The organism is Symbioplanes lichenis (assembly GCF_030709675.1).
GTDB lineage: Bacteria > Actinomycetota > Actinomycetes > Mycobacteriales > Micromonosporaceae > Actinoplanes > Actinoplanes lichenis.
The window spans coordinates 100,608-119,644 of record NZ_JAUZQD010000004.1 but is presented as its reverse complement, the minus strand read 5'-3'; the positions used below and the strand labels follow the sequence as shown (position 1 = coordinate 119,644).

The 19,037-nt window shown below is 72.7% G+C and carries 19 protein-coding genes; 9 read left to right on the top strand and 10 right to left on the bottom strand.

Annotated elements, in window-relative coordinates; genetic code table 11:
• Positions 1–8: 8 nt before the first annotated feature.
• Complete coding sequence (gene add / locus RAN62_RS10765) at positions 9–986, bottom strand: adenosine deaminase (protein ID WP_305784408.1); 978 nt, start codon at positions 984–986, stop codon at positions 9–11.
• 190 nt (positions 987–1,176) lie between these two features.
• On the opposite strand from add, the gene RAN62_RS10760 reads away from it, so the two are divergent.
• Positions 1,177–1,362 carry a hypothetical protein gene (locus tag RAN62_RS10760; RefSeq protein WP_305784407.1) on the top strand — a complete coding sequence of 62 codons (186 nt, stop codon included), beginning with the start codon at positions 1,177–1,179 and terminating at the stop codon, positions 1,360–1,362.
• 382 nt (positions 1,363–1,744) lie between these two features.
• On the opposite strand, the gene RAN62_RS10755 is transcribed toward RAN62_RS10760, so the two are convergent.
• Positions 1,745–2,467 (bottom strand): Type 1 glutamine amidotransferase-like domain-containing protein, encoded by a 723-nt coding sequence (locus RAN62_RS10755; protein WP_305784406.1) that lies wholly within the window; start codon positions 2,465–2,467, stop codon positions 1,745–1,747.
• 39 nt (positions 2,468–2,506) lie between these two features.
• On the opposite strand from RAN62_RS10755, the gene RAN62_RS10750 reads away from it, so the two are divergent.
• From RAN62_RS10750 to RAN62_RS10735, 4 genes are all read left to right on the top strand, one after another.
• The gene (locus tag RAN62_RS10750; RefSeq protein WP_305784405.1) at positions 2,507–3,616 is read left to right on the top strand and encodes an erythromycin esterase family protein; all 1,110 of its coding nucleotides are present in this window, start codon (positions 2,507–2,509) and stop codon (positions 3,614–3,616) included.
• A 46-nt stretch (positions 3,617–3,662) separates the two neighbouring features.
• Entirely contained in the window at positions 3,663–4,997 is a 1,335-nt protein-coding gene (locus RAN62_RS10745; protein WP_438874483.1) for a VWA domain-containing protein, read from the top strand.
• On the top strand, positions 4,997–5,857 hold the full coding sequence (locus RAN62_RS10740; protein ID WP_305784404.1) for a peptidase: 861 nt from the start codon (positions 4,997–4,999) through the stop codon (positions 5,855–5,857). The genes RAN62_RS10745 and RAN62_RS10740 overlap by 1 nt, the downstream gene beginning before the upstream one ends.
• 289 nt (positions 5,858–6,146) lie before the next feature.
• A complete protein-coding gene (locus RAN62_RS10735) occupies positions 6,147–6,659 on the top strand; it encodes a hypothetical protein (RefSeq protein ID WP_305784403.1) in 513 nt (170 codons plus the stop codon).
• 1,327 nt (positions 6,660–7,986) lie between these two features.
• Here the strand turns inward: RAN62_RS10735 and RAN62_RS10730 are convergent.
• The 5 genes from RAN62_RS10730 to RAN62_RS10710 form a co-directional block, all read right to left on the bottom strand.
• Complete coding sequence (locus tag RAN62_RS10730) at positions 7,987–8,442, bottom strand: DinB family protein (protein ID WP_305784790.1); 456 nt, start codon at positions 8,440–8,442, stop codon at positions 7,987–7,989.
• Positions 8,443–8,779: 337 nt separating this feature from the next.
• Positions 8,780–9,364, bottom strand: a complete 585-nt coding sequence (locus RAN62_RS10725) for an NADPH-dependent F420 reductase (protein ID WP_305784402.1) — start codon at positions 9,362–9,364, stop codon at positions 8,780–8,782.
• Positions 9,365–9,394: 30 nt separating this feature from the next.
• Complete coding sequence (locus RAN62_RS10720) at positions 9,395–10,936, bottom strand: GGDEF domain-containing protein (protein WP_305784401.1); 1,542 nt, start codon at positions 10,934–10,936, stop codon at positions 9,395–9,397.
• A 39-nt stretch (positions 10,937–10,975) separates the two neighbouring features.
• Positions 10,976–11,977 (bottom strand): LLM class flavin-dependent oxidoreductase, encoded by a 1,002-nt coding sequence (locus tag RAN62_RS10715; protein ID WP_305784400.1) that lies wholly within the window; start codon positions 11,975–11,977, stop codon positions 10,976–10,978.
• A complete protein-coding gene (locus tag RAN62_RS10710) occupies positions 11,967–13,001 on the bottom strand; it encodes an LLM class flavin-dependent oxidoreductase (RefSeq protein WP_305784399.1) in 1,035 nt (344 codons plus the stop codon). The genes RAN62_RS10715 and RAN62_RS10710 overlap by 11 nt, the downstream gene beginning before the upstream one ends.
• A gap of 73 nt (positions 13,002–13,074) precedes the next feature.
• Between RAN62_RS10710 and RAN62_RS10705 the strand changes: the two genes are divergently transcribed.
• The gene (locus RAN62_RS10705) at positions 13,075–14,130 is read left to right on the top strand and encodes a hypothetical protein (RefSeq protein WP_305784398.1); all 1,056 of its coding nucleotides are present in this window, start codon (positions 13,075–13,077) and stop codon (positions 14,128–14,130) included.
• Positions 14,131–14,218: 88 nt separating this feature from the next.
• On the opposite strand, the gene RAN62_RS10700 is transcribed toward RAN62_RS10705, so the two are convergent.
• Positions 14,219–14,668: a MarR family winged helix-turn-helix transcriptional regulator gene (locus RAN62_RS10700; RefSeq protein WP_305784397.1), complete on the bottom strand. Its 450-nt coding sequence runs from the start codon at positions 14,666–14,668 to the stop codon at positions 14,219–14,221.
• Positions 14,669–14,841: 173 nt separating this feature from the next.
• On the opposite strand from RAN62_RS10700, the gene RAN62_RS10695 reads away from it, so the two are divergent.
• Genes RAN62_RS10695 through RAN62_RS10685 form a run of 3 tightly spaced genes read left to right on the top strand, consistent with a single transcriptional unit; the run spans position 14,842 to position 17,006 of the window.
• The gene (locus RAN62_RS10695; RefSeq protein WP_305784396.1) at positions 14,842–15,843 is read left to right on the top strand and encodes a quinone oxidoreductase family protein; all 1,002 of its coding nucleotides are present in this window, start codon (positions 14,842–14,844) and stop codon (positions 15,841–15,843) included.
• A gap of 27 nt (positions 15,844–15,870) precedes the next feature.
• Positions 15,871–16,650, top strand: a complete 780-nt coding sequence (locus RAN62_RS10690; RefSeq protein ID WP_305784395.1) for an alpha/beta fold hydrolase — start codon at positions 15,871–15,873, stop codon at positions 16,648–16,650.
• Positions 16,647–17,006, top strand: a complete 360-nt coding sequence (locus tag RAN62_RS10685) for a nuclear transport factor 2 family protein (RefSeq protein ID WP_305784394.1) — start codon at positions 16,647–16,649, stop codon at positions 17,004–17,006. Before RAN62_RS10690 ends, RAN62_RS10685 begins: the two co-directional genes overlap by 4 nt.
• 33 nt (positions 17,007–17,039) lie before the next feature.
• On the opposite strand, the gene RAN62_RS10680 is transcribed toward RAN62_RS10685, so the two are convergent.
• Positions 17,040–18,074 carry a 5'-3' exonuclease gene (locus tag RAN62_RS10680; RefSeq protein ID WP_305784393.1) on the bottom strand — a complete coding sequence of 345 codons (1,035 nt, stop codon included), beginning with the start codon at positions 18,072–18,074 and terminating at the stop codon, positions 17,040–17,042.
• 16 nt (positions 18,075–18,090) lie between these two features.
• Positions 18,091–18,987 (bottom strand): LLM class F420-dependent oxidoreductase, encoded by an 897-nt coding sequence (locus RAN62_RS10675; protein WP_305784392.1) that lies wholly within the window; start codon positions 18,985–18,987, stop codon positions 18,091–18,093.
• Positions 18,988–19,037 lie beyond the last annotated feature (50 nt).

Below are 19,037 nucleotides of genomic sequence, written 5' to 3'. Positions count from 1 at the left end.
CTTCGGCGCTAGGACACCGCGCCACCCAATGGCAACCCGGACGGTTGCGATCCCCGGGTGAAGGCGGCTTTCGCGGCGTACGCGGCGATCCGCTGGATATCGTGCGCGCTCAGGCCGGCCTCGGCGCGGGCGGCCGCGTACTCGCCGGACAGCGTGATCCCCGACGTCCGCGGGTCGTCGGTCGCCAGGGCCACCGGCACCCCGGCCGCGAGCAGTCGCTTGATCGGATGCGTCGCGTAGCTCGCCGCGACGCTGGTGTGCAGGTTGCTGGTCAGCGCCACCTCGCACGTGATGCCCCGCGCGGCCAGCAGCTCCAGCAGCGCCGGGTCCTCCACCGAGCGCACGCCGTGCCCGATGCGCTCGGCGCCCAGATGCTCGATCGCCGCGCGGACGCTCTCCGGCCCGGCGGCCTCCCCGGCGTGCACGGTGACGTGGAGCCCGGCGTCGCGGGCGCGCCGGAACGCGGGCGCGAACTCGGCCGCGGGCACCCCGGCCTCGTTGCCCGCGAGATCCACCGCGCAGAACGTGTCGCGCCGGGAGAGCAGGGTCGACACCTGCGCGTCGCCCTGGCCGGGCCCGAGGTCCCGCAGCAGGATGCCGATCAGCGCCACGGGCATCTCGGTCTCGCGCGAGGCCGCCGCCACGCCGTCGGCGACCGCGTCGATCACCGCCTCCGGCGCCAGGCCCGTCTCCTGCCGGATGAACCACGGGCTGAACCGCAGCTCCAGATAGCCGAGCCCGTCCGCCGCCGCGTCCAGCACCGCCTCGCGGCCGGCGCGGTGCCAGTCCTCCGCGGTGCGGAACGCGCTGGGGGCGGCGTCGACCTTGTCCAGGTACGGGACCAGCCCGCCGAGCGGCCCGTGCGCCACGAGCAGGGACTCCGGGTCGGCGGCGGTCGCGAGCGGATGCCCGTACCGCTGGGCCAGCTCGACCGTGGTGGCGACGCGCAGGGTGCCCTCGAGGTGCCGGTGAAGATCAATGAGCATGTCCCCACGATGCCACCGATCCGGATCGTGTCCGTTTCCTCCCATCGGCCGGTTTGTGCGCGTACCCCCGGGGGTAGGGATCTTGAAACCACCTCAAGAGCGAACCACCACCTCAGCCGCGATCCACCTCAGCCGCGACCCGCCTCGGGCGCGTCGCCGAGGAGCGTCGCCCCAGGAGAGGAGACGAGGGATGCCCCGGATCGACACCGATCCCGACCGCTACCCGCCGCTGGACCCGGGTGCGCCCATCCCGGACGACCCGGGCGAGCTCGAGCCGGGCGCTCCGGACCCGCTGCCGCCCGCCCCGCACGAGCCGGCGCCGGACGAGCCGGTCGTCGTCCCGGACGAGCCCGGATCGGTCCCCGAACCGGCTTAACTACCCGGATGTCCGGAACCGGGGCGGGGAGTTCTCGCCCCGGTTCCGCAATGGTCAGCGCCCGGTCGCCCGGGAAGCGACCATGATCCCCCCAGCGGTCCGCCCAGCTCAGTGGCGGAGGTCGGCTCCGCGCGGCCGGACGCCTCGAGCCAGGACGAGATCAACGCCGCCGGCCACGACGGCCTCAGCGCCCTCGGCGACTGCCACGTCCTCGACGCGTCCGGCCGCGGTCATCGCCCTCTCGGCCATGACCGCGGTGCTCGGGGCGGTGCTGGGCGGGTTGCTCGCCTACGCGTCGAGCAGCTCGCCGCGCACCACCGACGTCTCTCTGCACCCGGCGACCGGCTTCGTCGCGGACTTCGTCGGCACGAGCAACCGTCGGTCACTCTGGCCGGTCCGCCGGAGTGAACAGTCGCCACCGCCCTTCCGAGACGACCTCGACGACGCCGTCGACCACGGTGAGGGCGGTGTCGTTGTCGATCGCGTAGGTGGGCGCCGGAATGTGGGCCGCCCACCTCTCCGCGCCGGCCGGGGACGCGTCGGGGTGGCGCGGATGCCCGAAGTGCGGGATGACCGCCACGTCGACCAGTCCCACGCCCCGGCCGGTGACCAGGAACCGGCCGGCGTCCCCCTCGAGGCGTACCCCCTCGCTTCCGGCCGGCACCTCGTCGTAGGTCTCCACGAAGGTGCCGGTGGCCGCCATCGCCCCGGCGCTCACGCCGACATAGACGGCCTCGGGGCGCAGCGCCGGCAGCAGCCCGGCCAGCCCGGAGCGCCGCATCCAGCCGGCCAGGAACAGCGGGTCGCCGCCCCACACCAGCAGCGCGTCGGCCGCCCGGACGGCGGGCATCCAGGCCGCCTCGCCGAGGTGCGGCAGCGCCGTCAGCTCCAGGACCCCCAGCGACCGCCACCCCAGCCCGGCCAGCCGCCCGGCCTGCTCACCGGCCAGCGCCTGCCAGGCGGAGCCGGCGCCGCCGGGGAACGGATAGACCCCCGTGGGCACGAAGAGCGCACTCGCCTCGGCGATCGGCTTGCCCAGCAGCCGGACGAGCGCGGCGCGGATGCTGTCGTTCGTGACGCCGGACGAGGTGAGAAGCAGCTTCACGGTGGCACCGTAGCGCCGGGGTACGACAAGATGCGGGCCATGACAGCGCTGTCCGTTCTGCCCCTCGACGACCTGAAGACGCTGATCGGCTCCGCGCGGGTGGTCGCGATCGGGGAGTCCGCCCACTTCATCCCCGAGTACCACGCGCTGCGGCACCGCATGCTGCGGCGGCTGCACGAGGAGCTCGGCTTCACCGTGTACGCCCACGAGTCCGGCTTCTCCGAGGGCCTGGCCGTGGACGCGTGGATCCAGGGTGGGCCCGGCGAGTATCCCGTGGACGGGTTCACGTACCGGTTCGGGCCGGATCCGGCGCTGCGGGAGATGGTCCGGTGGATGCGATCGGAGTCGACTCTGCGCTACGCCGGGCTCGACCTGCCGGCCGATCTGGCTTCGCTGCTCCCGGCGCTGGAGCACGCCGCCACGCAGCTGGATCCGGAGCTCGTCGACCGGGTGCGCGGGGAGGCGGAGAAGTGGGCCGGTCCGTTCACCATGCCCGCCTTCGCCGCGTACGCATTCCTGCCGCAAGCCGACCGCGACCGCTTGACCGTGCTCCTGGCCGAGCTGTCCGCGCGCGCCGAGGTGACGGTGGGCGTGACGGCGGCCCTCCGGCACGAGTTGCGCCTCGCCGTCCTGCTCGACCAGCAGCTGCGCGCCCAGGCGACCGGCGCGTACGAGGTCAATGTCCGGGACGCCGCCATGGCCGCCACCGTCCGGCACCTCCTCCGGGATCCCGGCGCCAAGATCGTCATCGGGGCGGCGAACAACCACATCCAGCGCATTCCCGTGGAGGCGGGCGGGTTGCGGCTGCCGGTGCTGGGTGCCCACCTCGCGGCCGAGCTCGGCGACGACTACGTCAGCATCGCTGTGACGAGTGGGGGCGGGCGCACGTCGACGCGGGTGCCCGACCGGGACGACCCGCGCGGTGCCACGGTGCTCGACGTGGCGCTGGGGGAGCCCGAGGCGGGCAGCGTGGAGGCGGCGCTCGGCACCGTACGTACAGAATCGGTCGCAGATCTCCGCCCGCTCCGGGCGACCGAATCCCGGCCCCGCGGGCTGAGGACCATGGATCAGACCCTCGCCGTGGATGTCGCGGCGGCGCACGATCTCGTGGCCGTGGTGCCGGTGACCAGCGTATTCATGCCGGTCTAAGGGTCGGGCGCGGGGCCGGCGCCGGTGCCCCTTATGATCTTGCCGCGTGATCCACAGAAGACTGTCCCTCATGGGCGTCCTCGGACTTGTCGGCCTGTCCGTCACGCTGGGTGCGGGCCCGGCGCTCGCGGAGCCGGGCGAGCCGGAGGCGCCCCGGGTCGAGCTGGTCCTCGACGTCAGCGGGTCCATGCGGGCCGCCGACATCGACGGCGAGACCCGCATCGCCGTCGCCAAGCGCGCGTTCAACGCGACCGTCGACGCGCTGCCGGAGACCACCCAGCTCGGCATCCGGGTGCTCGGCGCGACCTACCCGGGCGACGACAAGAAGAAGGGCTGCAAGGACACGCAGCAGATCGTCCCGGTCGGCCAGGTCGACCGGTCGGCCGCGAAGGCCGCGATCGCGGACCTCAAGCCGACCGGCTTCACGCCCGTGGGTCTCGCACTCCGCAAGGCGGCCGAGGACCTCGGCGACGGCGGCTCCCGGCGCATCGTGCTGATCACCGACGGCGAGGACACGTGCACCCCGCCGGATCCGTGCACGGTCGCGCGCGAGCTGGCGGCCCAGGGCACCAGCCTCGTCGTGGACACGCTCGGCCTCACCCCGGACGAGAAGACGCGCAAGCAGCTCGTCTGCATTTCCACTGCCACCGGGGGTACGTACACCGCGGCGCAGAGCGAGGAAGAGCTGACCGACCGGATCAAGCAACTCGTCGACCGCGCCGCCGTGCCCCCGCCCGTGGCCCCGGCCCCCGTCACCGGCACCGACTCGTGCGACGGCGCACCGACCCTGACGCCCGGCGTCTACACCGACCGCGAGCGCATCGGCGAGCACCGTTTCTACAGGGTCCCCGTCCAGGCCGGCCAGGAGCTGCGCGCCTCGGTCAGCATCGCGATCGACCGCCAGGTGGCCCGCGACTACGGCATCCTCCTCGCCGCCACCGTCGGTCCGCGCGAGCTCGTCCGCGGCACCGACGCGGGCAGCGGCCGCTCCGACGTCCTCTCGACCGGCCTCCGCTGGTCCGCCGCGGAAGAAGCCGGCCCCCAACCGTCGGGGTCCACTTCCACGGCCAACTCCGCTCCCACTTCCGATTCCGACTCCGGCGGCCTCTTCGGCTGGGGCGACGACGATGACGAGACCCCGCCCGCCCCGACCGAGGTGTGCCTGGTCGTCAGCAACTCCTTCGCGTCGAGCACCTCGTCGGCCCAGCCCGGCATGCCCCTCGAACTGACCATCGGCCTGACCCCGGCCTCGCACGCCCCGGACGCCCCCGGCCTGGGCCGCGGCTTCCTGCTCCTGCTCGTCCTCGGTCTCGCCGGCCTGATCGCCGGCGTCCTGGCCGGCTGGCTCACCCGCTGGTGGGTCGCCACCTGGAGGAACTGATGAAGCACCCGACCACCCCCCTCACCCGTGCCGCGCTGGCCGCCCGGTCGACCCGCGCCGCACTCGCCGGCGCTGCGCTGAGCCGGGCCGTCCTGACCCGCGCCGCGCTGGCGGGCGCCGCGCTGGCCGGCATCACTGTGGCCGCGCTGGGGGCGACGCCCGCCCTCGCCGACCCGTCCCCGGCGCCGTCGACGCCCGTCACCATCGCGGGCACCTCGTTCCTGACCGCCGTGCCCGTCACCCCGGGCCGCCCCGTCGACGTCCCGGCCGTGACCGGCGACTACCTCTACTGGTCGTTCGCCGCCGAAGCCGGTCAGCGCCCCGACCTCACCGCCGAGGTCGCCCTGCCCCCGGCAACCGACCGCCACGGCACCCAGTCCTGGACCGTCGAAGTCTTCGACGGCCTCCGCCGCCGCCAGCCCTGCGTAGCCGGCGACCAGAGCCCCCGCGCCGCCAAGGAAGCCACGAGCGTCGCCCTCCGCTGTCAGCTCCGCCAGGTCCGCTCGTGGGCCGAACCGTCCGACGGCGACCCGCTGCCCGGCACCTACTACGTGCGGCTGTCCAGCTCCCTCCTCCCGGACCAGGACCTCGGCCTCCCCATCAAGGTCCACCTCACCCTGGCCGCCCCCAAGGGCGACACGGGCGACGACCAAGGCATCCTCGCCGCCCCCCTGAACCCCGAAAACAGCCCCGGCACCGTCAACGGGACGATCCCACCCCTGGCCGAAGAAGACGACGACGGCTGGCTCCCCGAATTCTCGTCCCGCTGGATCTGGACCGCAGGCGGCGGCATCCTCGCCGCCCTCACCGGCATCATCGGCTTCGCCCTGACCCGCCGCCGCCGACCCCGCGCGGCCTGACCCCACCCGGGCGGCGGCTTGCCCCTCCGCCCACCTTGACCCCACCCGGGCGGCGGCTTGACCCTCCCCGCCCACCCTGACCCCACCCGGGCGGCGGCCACCTCGCGTCGCCGCCCGGCACCAGCCCACCCCTCCCGTGTCGCCATGTCTCTCTGCGTGCGGACGGTCCGAGTCGGCGGCGCCGGCGCGAGCCGGGGCCCCGCGAGCTCGCCGAAATGCGGATGCACCCGCCGCCGCGCTGCGGTATCTGTGTTCCCTCGAAGGTCGACACCCGTCCGAAGGCAGCCACATGGTCACCGGATACGACAGCGTCATCATCGCCCGGTCGCCCGCCGGCCCCGGCATCCGCGCCATGCTGGACGCCCTGCACACCCGCTGGCCGGCCATGCTGGTCGGGCGGAGCACGGCGGAAGAGACCGGCATCGACCCCTTCCTGCCCTGGCCCCGAGCCCGCGGCGACGTGGCCCCCGAAGCCGGCGAACTCTACGTCGCCCGCGACGCCACGATGGAGCAGGACTGGGACGACTACGGCTACGACCTCAGGCCGGACGGCGAGGGCCCGTTCGCGGTCCTGTACCGCCCGCTCCCACACCCCGCGACAACGATCTCCCTCACCGAGGACCCGGCCTCCCGCCCCGACCCCTACGACGCAGTGCTCATCACTGCCGGCCTGTCGCTCATCACGGTCGTGACCCCGGACGAAACCAGCCCATTCAGCCGCGACATTCATGACCGCCTCACCCGAGCATTCATTGAGCAACCAGAATCCGCCAACTTGACTCCGAAGCAAGAGCCGGAATAGTCTGGGCACCTCCTTTTCGGGTGACTCGTGATAATCGTGCTTCGGTGAGCCCGCCTGAGAGGGCGGCACCGCGGAAAGCGGCACAGCGGCCGTTATCGGGAAAGGCTCGTGGCCGGAGGCGCATCGGCGAGGCGGGCAGCTCACCCGGGCGACCAAGGCGAGTCGGGGCGCTCCCCAGCCCCACGCGACTAAGGCGACCAGGGCGTCCGCCAGCGCGCGCGGCGAGGGTGCCTGCCAGCCCTGCGCGGCGAGGGTGCCTGCCAGCCCTGCGCGGCGAGGGCGCCTGCCAGCCCTGCGCGGCGAGGGTTCCCGCCAGCCCGCGCGACGAGGGCGTCCGTCAGCCCTGCGCGGCGAGGGCGTCCGTCAGCCCTGCGCGGCGTGGGTGCCCGTCAGCCCGCGCGACGAGGGCGTCCGTCAGCCCTGCGCGGCGAGGGCGTCCGTCAGCCCTGCGCGGCGTGGGTGCCCGTCAGCCCGCGCGACGAGGGCGTCCGTCAGCCCCGCGCGGCGTGGGTGCCGTCAGCCCCGCGCGACCAGGGTGCCCGTCAGCCCTGCGCGACCAAGGCGTCCGTCAGCCCACGCGACGAGGGTGCCCGTCAGCCCACGCGACGAGGGCGCCTGCCAGCCCCACGCGACCAGGGCGCCCGCCAGCCCCGCGCCGAGCCCGATGCTCAGCCGGCCCCCGGGCGTGCGCCCGAGATCTTTCGACGCCGGGGGCGCCTTGTTCCCGCTCGACGCGGCCAGGGCTTGCGCGCTGCGGAGGGCGGCCATTTGCCCCAGCTGCGCCGCTCTTAGAGCTCGCGTCGGACTCCGCCACGACACGGGTTGGAGCGCCGCAATCGGTCATGCCACCGGCCGGAGCGGTGGAGGCTGGCGTGCCGCGGGCCGGAGCGGTGGAGGCTGGCGCGCCACCGGTTGGAGCGTTGGGGGCTGATGTGCCGCTGGCCGGAGCGCCGGAATCGGTCATGCCGTCGGTCGGAGCGTTGGGGGCTGATGTGCCGCTGGCCGGAGCGCCGGAACCGGTCATGCCGCCGGCCGGAGCGTCGGAGGCTGGCATGCCACGGGCCGCAGCGCTCAAGCCGACATGCCACGGACCGTAGCGCCGGAACCCGTCACACCACGAGCTGCAGCGCCGCAACCAGAGGCACAGATAAATCGCCGCGACCCGGCGAAACATTCCCGGCTCTCCCATGCCGGAAATTGTCCTCCCGCCCACCCCGCCCTGTCGCCTCGAAATGGCGATTCAATGTGCCAGAACGGCGACAGTAAGCACGGTCACAATTAAGCCCAGAATGGGTTGAATAATGCAGGTGGGGCGCGCAAGCAAGGGTCAGGCGCCGGTCGCGCCGTCGAGGCGTTCTCGGAGGAGGTCGGCGTGGCCGTTGTGGCGGGCGTACTCCTCGATCATGTGGAGGTAGACCCAGCGGAGGCTGAAGCTGCCCCGCCCGGCCGCCGTGAACTCGTGGTCCAGGGGCAGCCCGGCCACGTCGGCGGTGGCCGCTTCCGTCTCGGCGAGGTGGGCCGCATAGTTCGCCTCGGCGTCGGCCCCCGCCACGTCGTCGAAGTCGCCGTCGACGTTCGTGTCGTCGTTGTAGGGGTCCGTCAGCGGCCGGCCCGCGGCGCGGACGCGGAACCAGCTGCGCTCCACCGCCGTCATGTGCCGGACCAGCCCGAGCAGGGTCAGGTTCGACGGCTCGACGGCGGCCCGCTTGAGCTGCGCCGCGGTGAGGCCGGCGCACTTGGTCAGCAGGGTTTGCCGGTGCCACGCCAGCCAGCCCTCGAGCATGTCCCGCTCGTCGCCGGTGGTGGGCTCGTCGACGCGCTCGGGCGCAGGTGCGGTCCACAAGGAGGTCACGTGGCTCAGCCTACGGTGCGACGGCGATCGTCCGGAGATCCAGGCTGTGGCGGAAGGTGGTCAGGCTCCCGGCCGTTCATGACACCACCCCGTTCCGGTGGTCGTTCGCCGCCGAGGCCGGTCAGCTCCCGGACGTCACCGCGCGGGGCCCCGCAAGCCGACCGGCACGGCACCCCGTCCCGGACCGTCGAGGTCTTCGACAGCCTGCGCCGCCGCCAGGTTTGCGTGGCGGGTGACCGGAGCCCCCGTGCGGCCACGGCCGTGATCGCTACGCGGCCGTGTTCAGGACCTCGGCGAGGACGGCGGTGGCGTCCTTGATGTCGACCTCGCAGGCCCGGAGGGGGCCGGTCTCGGTCATCCACGCGTGGTCGGCGCCGCCCGCGTACATCGGGGCGAGGCCCAGGTCGCGGACCAGCTTGGACGCGGTCCGGCGGGCGTCGGGCCAGTCCGTGCAGAGGAACTCGGTGAGCAGTGGGTCGTGGCCGCGGCGGGCGTCGAGGACCGGGACCGAGAGGGTGTTGAAGGCCTTGACCCAGTGGGCCTCGGGCGACCATTCGGCCAGCTGGCCGAGCGCGGTGCCGCCGGTCAGGACCGGGTGGGTCGCGTCGAGGACCGGTTTGCCGCGCAGGGCGGGACGGGCCAGGTCGACGGCGTCGTGGGCCTCGTTCCAGTCGGGGGCGAAGAGGATCGCCTCGCCGAAGTAGGCCGCCTGGCGCACGCTGACGGGCTTGAGGTCGTCGGCGAGCTCGTCCGGGTGCAGGGCCCCGGTGACGACGTCGTGGCCGGCCTGCTTCCACCAGCGGGCCAGGGTGCCGCCCATGTCGTCGTGACCTGCGATGACTCCGATCCGCATACGACTCAGGGTGCCGTATGCGAGCGGCTTTCAGGCCGAATTGCGCAGAAACGGGGCGGAGACGAGGCGGTTGCGCCCGGCGCGCTTGGCCGCGTACAGCTGGGCGTCGGCGCGGTCGTAGAGCGAGCCCGCGCGGCCGCTGGCCAGGCCCATGCTGACCGTCACCGTCAGGCCGGGCATGATCGCGGCCCAGTCGCGGCCCAGGATGACCCGGCGGACCTGTTCGGCGATCCGGCGGGCCTCGTGCTCGCTGCCGCTCAGGAAGAGCGCGAACTCGTCGCCGCCGAAGCGGACGGCGTCGTGGCAGTGCGCGTGCAGGACGGAGGCGATCTCCACGAGGACGCGGTCGCCGACGCCGTGCGAGAACTCGTCGTTGATGGCCTTGAAGCTGTCCACGTCGACGAGGACGAGCGTGCCGGTGAAGGTGGCGATGCGGCTGTCGAAGCTCCGGCGGTTGCCGAGGCCGGTGAGCGCGTCGGAGGTGGCGGCGTGGTCGGCCGTGCGCCGGGCGGCCTCCAGCTCGACGCGGCGATAGGCCTGCTGGAGCATGGTGCGCCGGTCCAGCCGCAGCTGCCACAGCATGCGGATGTGCGTGTGCAGGGCCGTCATGATGGTCGCGGTCGCCTCGCCCGGCGTCTCCAGGCCGGCCGTGACCGCCAGCTCGTACTGGACGATGAGGAACTGGTACGGCTGGACGGCCAGCTCGTTGGCGGCCAGGAACTCGCGCCGGGCGCCCCGCAGGTCGCCGAGCCCGCGCAGCACCACGCCCTGGGCCAGGTGCAGCAGCCGGGTCTCGTGCTGCTGTCCCGCCTGCCGCAGCGGCAGCAGGTTCTTGCCGACCAGGTCCAAGGCGTCGGCGTGGCGGCCCTGCTTGGCGAGGCCCAGGGCCAGCAGCGCCTCGGCGAGGGGCGCGTTCGTGCCGGGCCCGGTCCAGTAGCTCAGGATCCGGACCGCCTTGGCCAGGATCGCGGCGGACTCCTCGCACCGCTGGACGTGTTCGAGCCGCAGCGCCCACTCGAGCAGCAGCTCGGCGTACTCGAGCTCGGCGGACGAGCGGTAGAGGTCGTCGGGGTTCTCGAAGGCGTCGATGGCCTGCAGCATCGCCGACTCGGCCAGCTCGTAGAGCTCCGCCGCCCGGGCCGCGTCGGCCAGCGACGCCATCGCCGAGAAGTAGCGCAGACTCTTGCGCGGCACGACGTCGAGGATGTTCATCGCGCGGGCCACGTGGTGCAGGCCCTCGTCCATCCGCCCGACCTGGATGAGCATCCGGGCGGTGTCGGCCAGGATCTTGGCGTCGGTGGTCCGGGGGCCGGTCGCCGGGCCGTCGTCGGCGACCAGCTCCTGCCCGATGACCAGGGCCTCGTCGGGGCGGCCGAGCGCGCTGAGGGCGTACATCCGGCCCAGCCGGCTGACCCGGTGGGTGCGCTGGTCGCCCAGCAGGAGCAGCACGGCCTCGGCCTCGTCCGCGGCGGCCAGCGTCTCGCCGTGATGGCCGCGGATGGTCAGGTCGTGGATGCGCAGACCCATTCCCGCGTACGGGCCATAGGGCGACACGACGGCGGGCAGGTTCACGACCCTTCCCTTCGGCCGCGCCGCCCCGGACGTGAGGATTCAGCCACGCCGGCCCAGCGCGGGCCCGAGCTTCGTCGCGATGTCGGTGAGGATCTGCACGTAGTCGTCGTGCTCGAAGCTGAACGGCAGGGCGAACGCCACCTCGTCGACCTCCCGGAACCCCGCGTGCGCGTACAGCTGCTCGGCGATCTGGTCCGAGCTGCCGATCAGGTCGCGCGCGAACATCATCTTGCGCGGCCCGTGCGTGGTCGTGGTCCGGGGCGTGCGCTTGTCCACGTACTCCTGGTAGCGGGCCTTCTGCTCGGCGCTCGCGCTGTCCGTCGGGATGACCACGAGACCCTGCGAGACACGGCCGGTGGGGTGGCCGTCCCGGAAGGCCCGGACCTGCGCCGCCTGGTTCTCGGCGAAGTCCTCCGAGCCCTCGGCCCGGATCACGCTGCTGGTCAGGAAGTTCATCTTGTGCTCGGCCGCCCAGACCGCCGACCGCATGCTGGCGCCGCCGTACCACATGCGCTCGCGCAGCCCGGCCGCGTGCGGCTCGACCCGCTCGGAGAAGACCTCGACGACGCCCTGGGCGCCGGACAGGTCGGACGCCTTCTCGCCGGCGACGAAGCTGAGCAGCCGCTCGACGCGCCGGTAACTGAAATCCTCGTCGGTGTCCGGATAGAGCGCCGCCTTGACGTACTCGAAATTCATCGGCGGGCCGACGCTCACGCCCGGGTTGAGGCGGCCGCCGGAGAGCACGTCCACGGTCGCCAGGTCCTCGGCCAGGCGCAGCGGGTTCTCCCAGCCGGTCGGGATGACCGCGGTGCCGAGCTCGATGCGGCTCGTGCGCTGGGTGGCGGCCGCCAGCACCGCCACGGGCGACGAGATGCCGTACTGCAGGTGGCGGTGACGCACCCAGGCGCTGTCGAAGCCGAGCTCCTCGCCGAGCCGGATGATCTCCAGCGTCGACTCGTGCCCGGCGCGCGGGTCCTCCCGGTCGAACAGGCCGATGGTCAGGAAGCCGAGCTTCCGCAGCGGTGTCGCTTCACTGGGCACGGCGATCATCCTGCCATCCGAACGCCGGCGCCACGTCCTTGGTGATCGTCTCCAGGATCCGGGCGTTGTAGGCGACCCCGAGCTGGTTCGGCACGGTCAGCAGCACGTAGTCGGCGGCCCGGACGGCCTCGTCCCGCGCCAGCTCCTCGGCGATCTTGTCGGGTTCCCCGGTGTACGTACGGCCGAAGCGCGACCGCACGCCCTCCAGCAGCCCGACCTGGTCCTGGTTGTCGTCGTTGCCGAAGTAGAGCCGGTCGATGTCCTCGGTGATCGGCAGCACGCTGCGCGACACGGACACCAGCGGCTCGCGCTCGTGGCCCGCCTCCTGCCACGCCTTGCGGTAGAGCTCGATCTGCTCGGCCTGCAGCTGGTCGAACGGCACGCCGGTGTCCTCGCTCAGCAGCGTCGAGCTCTGCAGGTTCATCCCGCGCTCCGCGGCCCACTGGGCGGTGGCCCGGGTGCCGGCGCCCCACCACACCCGGTCACGCAACCCCGGCGACTGCGGCTGGATCGCCAGCCCGCCGCTGATGCCACCGGTGCGGGCCGGGTCCGTACGAGCCACGGCCGCCCCGCTGATCGCCGCGAGGAAGATCTCGGTCTTCTGCCGCGCGTCGTCGGCCGCCGTCCGGCCCTCGCCCGGGACATAGCCGAACGCCTCCGCCCCGCGCAGCGCCGTCTCGGGGGATCCCCGGCTCACGCCCAGCTGCAGGCGGCCGCCGCTGATGAGATCTGTGGCGGCGGCCTCCTCCGCGGCGTAGAGGGGGTTCTCGTACCGCATGTCGATGACGCCGGTGCCCATCTCGATCCGGCTGGTCCGCGCGGCGATCGCCGCCAGCAGCGGATAGGGCGCGGCCAGCTGCCGCTCGAAGTGGTGGACCCGGACGAACGCCCCGTCGACGCCCAGCTCCTCGGCCGCCTGGGCGAGCTCGACGGTCTGCAGCAGGGAGTCGGCGGCGCTGCGCGTCTGCGAGCCGTTGACGTCGCGCCAGTGCCCGAAGGACAGGAACCCGATCTTCTTCTTCACGTGAAGCGTCAACCTTTCCGGACCGCCCGGTCATTCCCTGATCCGTTGCTGCCTGCCGTCCGTATCTTCTCGCGTGAAGAGCAACATGGTGGCGCTGGCCGCCGCCTTGGCCTCGAGCGGCCTGCTGCTCGGGCTGCCGGCGGCCGGTCCGGCCCGCGACGAGACGCCCGCGCCGGTGGCTGTGGCCTGGCCCACCGCGCAGCGGGCGGCGCTGCCGGCGACGCTGCCGGACGGGACGGCTTATCAGCCGATCTTCTTCCAGGACGCGCGGACCTCGGTGGGCACGGCACCCTCGCCGGACGGCAAACAACTGCGGCTTCTGGTACGCACGGAGGCGCGCGTTCGCGTGTTGCGCTCGTTGCCCGATGCCGTCAACCCCTCGTTCCAGGCGGTGACCGGGTCGGGTACGACGCTGGCGTGGATCGAGAACGCCGGCGCCTTGTCGTTGTGGACGGCTGACGCGTCGACGGTTCGGCGGGTGACCGTCGATGTCGGAAATTTCCGGTCCTATCGGTCGTCTGGTGATCTTGAGGTTGTCGATGGGCAGGCGCACTGGGTAGCGGGGGACAAATCGGGCGGGACGTCGGTGCGGTCCGTGGCGCTGAGCGGCGGCCCGGTGTCGGGGCGTGTTCTGCCGGGTTCGTGGCGGGTGACGGGCTGGCCGTGGCTGGTGGACGGCGTCACCGACACCCGGGGCGCCTCGGTGCTGCGCAATGCCGTGACGGGCGAGCAACGGCCGATCACCCGGACGGCGCGGGCGTCGACCGAGTGCAGCCCCGACTACTGCCGCGTGGTGTCGATCGACGACGACGGCTGGAGCCGCATCGAGCTCATGCACCCCGACGGCAGCAACCGCTCCACGATCGCCGAGGGCGACGTCAACACGGCCGTCGTCGACGTGGCGCCACTGGGGCGCTTCGAGCTGTGGGTGCGGATCGGCAAGACCTCCGAACTGACCGGCAACGCCGAGCTCCTGGTGCACGAGATCGCCACGAACCGCACGGTGCAGATCAGTCAGGACGCGGGCCAGATCACGTACCGGAACGGGGTGGTGTCCTGGACGGCCGGGAGCCTGACCACCTTCGTCCGCCACAGCCTGGATCTGCGGACGATCCCCGGTGCCCCTTGAGGTGACCCGGCACCCCTCAGAGTGAGGCGCATCGACGGCACCACCGGCGACTGAGCAGACCGAGCTTGCCGGCCGGCGCCGCGCGGCATCACTCGGCCATCCGGTCGTTCTCCGGCAGCTTCCGGTGACCCCTGGCGCTTGCCAGCGCTTGTTCCAGGCGGCTCGCGAGCTCGAGGAAATCAGCTCGCTGAGCGCCGGTGAGAGCCCCGGCCATCGCACTTTCCACCGTCGACCACAGGTTGACGACGTCGGGGCGCAGCGCCCGGCCCCGCTCGGTCAGCGACACGATCATGGCTCGTTTGTCCTTCTCGGCCGGGCTCCGGGTGACGAGGCCCGTCTGTTCCATGCGCCGGATGGAGCGCGAGATGGTGGAGTGGTCGGACCGGAGGGCCCGCTGCAGCTCGGTGTGGGTCTGGCCGTCCTGGTCGTAGAGCTGCAGAAGGATCAGCTCCTGGCCGGGATAGAGCCCGAGCCCGGCCAGCAGGTCGGTGCCGAGGTTGTGCAACGCGCGCCAGAGCGCGAGCGTGCTGAAGCTCATCGGCGCCAGCGGAGACAGTGCCGATCGGGTGTGTTGGCCCGTGTCGTCGGCGGCCATGAACGTCCTCCTTCAGTGTGATCACTGCCACTTTGCGTTATAGGGCCGGCCACACAATTATGTGTCTAGCCAAACATTCATGTGGCCAGACACATATTGCTCAGGAGGTGAGCTTAGTGAGAGCCATCCAGATGAGCGAGACCGGCCCGCTCGAGGTGCTTCAGCTGGTCGAGCTCCCGGACCCGCAACCGGGGCCGGGCGAGGTGCTGATCCGGGTCGAGGCTGCCGGCGTCAACTTCATGGACATCATGAGGCGCAAAGGTCTGCCCTTCGACGTTCCGACACCGCTGCCGTTCGTCCCGGGAGGAGAGGTCGCCGGCACCGTGGTCGCGCTCGGTGAAGGCGTCACGGACCTGGCCGTCGGTGCCCGGGTCTTCGGGCAGTCCGGCCGGCTGGCCGACGGTGGCTACGCCGAACTGGCCGTCGCCGGGGCCGGCGGGCTCTTCCCGGCACCTGCCGGCCTGGAGTCCGAACGCGCAGCCGGCCTGTTCGTCGCCACGACCGCGGCCGTCATGCTGATCGGCGCGGCCCGGCTGAGCCCGGGAGAGACCGTGTTCGTGCCCGCCGCCGCCGGTGGACTGGGCAGCTGGACGGTGCAGATCGCCAAGGCCCTCGGCGCGACCGTCATCGCCGGGGCCGGCAACGAGGAGAAGCGGAGGATCGCGGTCGAGCTCGGCGCGGACCACGCCGTGGACTACCACGCACCGGGCTGGGCCGACGAGATCCGGCGGCTCACCGGCGGCCGAGGCGTCGATGTGGCGCTGGAGCTGATCGGCCCGGGCCACCTGGGCGAGACGCTGTCCGTCCTGGCGCCGTTCGGCCGGGCCGTCACCTACGGCTATGTCTCCGGCCATGACAGCCCGATCGACTCCACGGCGATGAAACTGTCGCTGTTCAATCCCGCCCCGGGCCACGAGCTGATCGGCTTCAACGTCGGCTACTGGTACTCCGGCCGCCCCCAGGAGACGGGGGCCGCCGCCGCGCGGCTGATGAGCTGGCTGGCCGACGGCACGGTCACCGGTCCGCGAGTCACCAGCTTCCCCCTGGCCGAAGCCGCTGCCGCGCAGGACCTGCTGGAGCGCGGTACGAACATCGGCAAAGTCGTCCTCGTCCCCTGAAACCCCGATCCCTGAAGGAGAAATCGCATGACTGTGGTGTTCGTGCACGGCGTTCCCGAGAGCTCGGCCATCTGGACCAACCTGATCGGCGAGCTGGAGAAGCGGGGTGTGACCGAGACGGTGCTGCTGTCCCCGCCCGGGTTCGGTGCGCCTCTGCCGCCCGCTTTCCGCGCCGACGTGAACGGCTACCGCGACTGGCTGATCGCCGAGCTCGAGCGTTTGGGCGAGCCGGTGCACCTGGTCGGGCACGACTGGGGCGGAGCTCACGTCATCAACGTGGCCATGACCCGCCCCGATTTGTTGCGGAGCTGGACGAGCGACACGATCGGCGTGTTCGATCCCGGCTATGTCTGGCACGACCTGGCCCGGAGCTGGCAGACCGAGGGAACGGGCGAGGCCGTCGTCGCCCGCATGTTCGGCGCGACGCCGGAAGAGAAGACCGCGAGCATGATGTCGTTCGGCATGGACCGGACGACTGCCGGGCAGATTGCTGCCGCCCAGGACGCCGACATGGGCCGCGCGGTGCTCAGTCTGTACAGGTCGGCGAAGCAACCGGTGCTGGCCGACCTCGGTCGCGATCTGGACAGGGCCAGGGCGCGCCCCGGACTCGCCCTGGCCGCGAGCGACGATTACCAGGTGGGCTCCACGCAGCAACGGCACCAGGCGGCCGCGCTGGCGGGGGCGCAGCTCGAGACCCTCGACGGAGCCGGGCACTTCTGGCCGGCGCAGGCCCCCGCCGCGGCCGCCGCCGTGATCGCGACGTTCCTGGCCGCCGTCGCCGGCGCCGAAGGGGACCACACCGCATGAGTGACATCGACCGGCTCGTCACCCGGTACATCGGCACCTGGAACGACCCCGATCCCGCTCACCGGCGGGCCGAGATCGACGCGGTCTGGGAGCCGGACGGCCGGTACGTCGACCCGGTCAACGCCGCGACCGGCCCGGAGCAGATCGACGCCGCGATCGCCGGCTTCCAGGCGCAGTTCCCCGGCGTGACCTTCCGGATCCTCGGAGCGATCGACACCCACCACGACCTGGCCCGGTTCGGCTGGGCCTTCGGCCCCACGGACGGTGAACCGATCACCACCGGCACGGACGTGCTCCTGCACACCGCGCACGGCCGCATCGCCCGGGTGTACGGCTTCTTCGAACACGCCGGCTGACGCCCCGGGCCTGCGCCCGCTGCACCGGCCTGGTCAGAAGAGGCTGAGCTGGCCCGGGGTGGGGTCGCGGCGGCCGGACATGCCGCCGCGGATGACCCAGGGGCGCAGGTCGGGCAGCGGATCCTCCTCGCGCGGCTCCGGCTCGCGCTGGGGCGGGACGCCGCCGGTCAGGGCCCACAGGGACGGGCCCAGGTTGATGCCGCGTTCGCGGAGGGCGATGCGCATGGTGGCCAGCCGCAGCGGCAGGCGGGCGGACTCGGGGTCGGGGACGGGCAGGTCGGCCCGCATGCGCATGATGCTGCGGTTGCGCTCCACCCTTTCCCGTACGCCTTCCGCTCGCAGTTGTCCCGCGGCCTTCGCGCCCACCGCCTCCCGGACCAGGCCGTCCTCACCCGCGTCCAGCGCCGCCCACACCTGGTCCACCGAGCCGAACGCGGCGAGCAGCTTGGCGGCCGTGGCGGTGCCGAACCCGCGCACGCCGGGCAGGTTGTCCGACGGGTCGCCGCGCAGGGCCGCGAAGTCCCTGTACTGGGCGGCCGTGACGCCGTAGAGCTCGGTGAGGCCGGCCGGGTCGACCAGGACCGCCTCGTCCATGCCGCCGTTGCGGACGCGCAGGACCGAGGTGCTGTCGTCGATGAGGGCGAACGCGTCGCGGTCGCTGGTCATGAGCACCGAGCGCCAGCCCCGGGCCCGGGCGGCGGCGGCGCTGCTGGCCAGGACGTCGTCGGCCTCGTAGCCGGGCGGGCAGACCGTGCGGACGCCGGCGCTGGTCAGCAGGCCGGGGGCACCCAGCAGCTGCTCGGCGAGGTCGGCGGCCTTGGCCGGGCGGTGCGCCTTGTACTCGGCGAACTCGGTGCGCCGGGCCGACTCGTGCGGGCAGTCGAAGCCGACGACCAGCGCGTCGGGCCGCAGATAGGCCGCGGCCCGCGCGATGAATCCGATCAGCCCGCGCAGCGCCCAGATCGGCCGCCCGTCGCCGTCGGTCCAGCCGTCCCCGGCCCCCGCGTGGTAGGCCCGGTGCACCAGGCTGTTGCCGTCGAGCACGAGCAGCAGGGGAGCGGGGGCCACCGGAGCAGCTTACGTCCTAGCTGACGAGCGGCTTGAGCGCCGCTCCCGCCGCGGCGACGACGCCCGGCTCGTGCCCGTTGGCGATCATGTTGATGGTCAGGCCGGTGACGCCCTGGCCGAGCACCTTCTCGTGCAGCTGCTCGGCGACCTCCTCGGGCTGGCCGGCGAAGGTCCCGGGCCGGGCCCCGCCGCCCAGGTGAACCGACGCCAGGTAGCTGGTCGCGAGCGTCGCCGGGTCGCGGCCGATCTCCTCGCAGCGCTGCTTGAGCACGCTCACCTTGCGGCCCAGATCGTCGAGGGCGCAGATGATGTTCATGTGGTCGGCGAACCGCGCCGCCAGCCGGAACGTCTTCTGCTCCCCGCTGCCGCCCAGCATGATCGGCACGTCGTCCCGGTGCCGCGGGTTGTTCATGGCGTTGCGCGCCTGGTACCACTTGCCCTCGACCGTCGGCTCCTCGCCCTTGAGCATCGGCGCGATGATCGTGAGGGCCTCCTCGAGCCGCTCGAAGCGCTGCCCGAAGGTGCCGAACTCGTAGCCGAGGTCGTGGTGCTCCCGCTCGTACCAGCCGGCCCCGATGCCGAGGATCGCCCGGCCGTGCGAGACCACGTCGAGGGTGGTCACGGTCTTGGCCAGCATCGCCGGATTCCGGTACGTGTTCCCGGTCACCAGCGCCGACAGCTGGATCGCCGACGTGGCCGTGGCCAGCGCGCCCAGCGTCGTGTAGGACTCGAGCATCGGCTGCTCCGGCGTCCCGATGCCGGGCAGCTGGTAGAAGTGGTCCATCACCAGCACGGTGTCGAAGCCGGCGCCCTCGGCCTCGCGGGCCTGCGCCACCACCGTGTCGAAGATCTGCCCGCCGGTCGCGCCGGGGTAGGTGAAGTTGGGGATCTGGTACCCGAGTCGGATCGTCACCGTCGCGCTCCTGAATGTAAGTGGGCTCTCACTTGGTAATGTAAGAGACC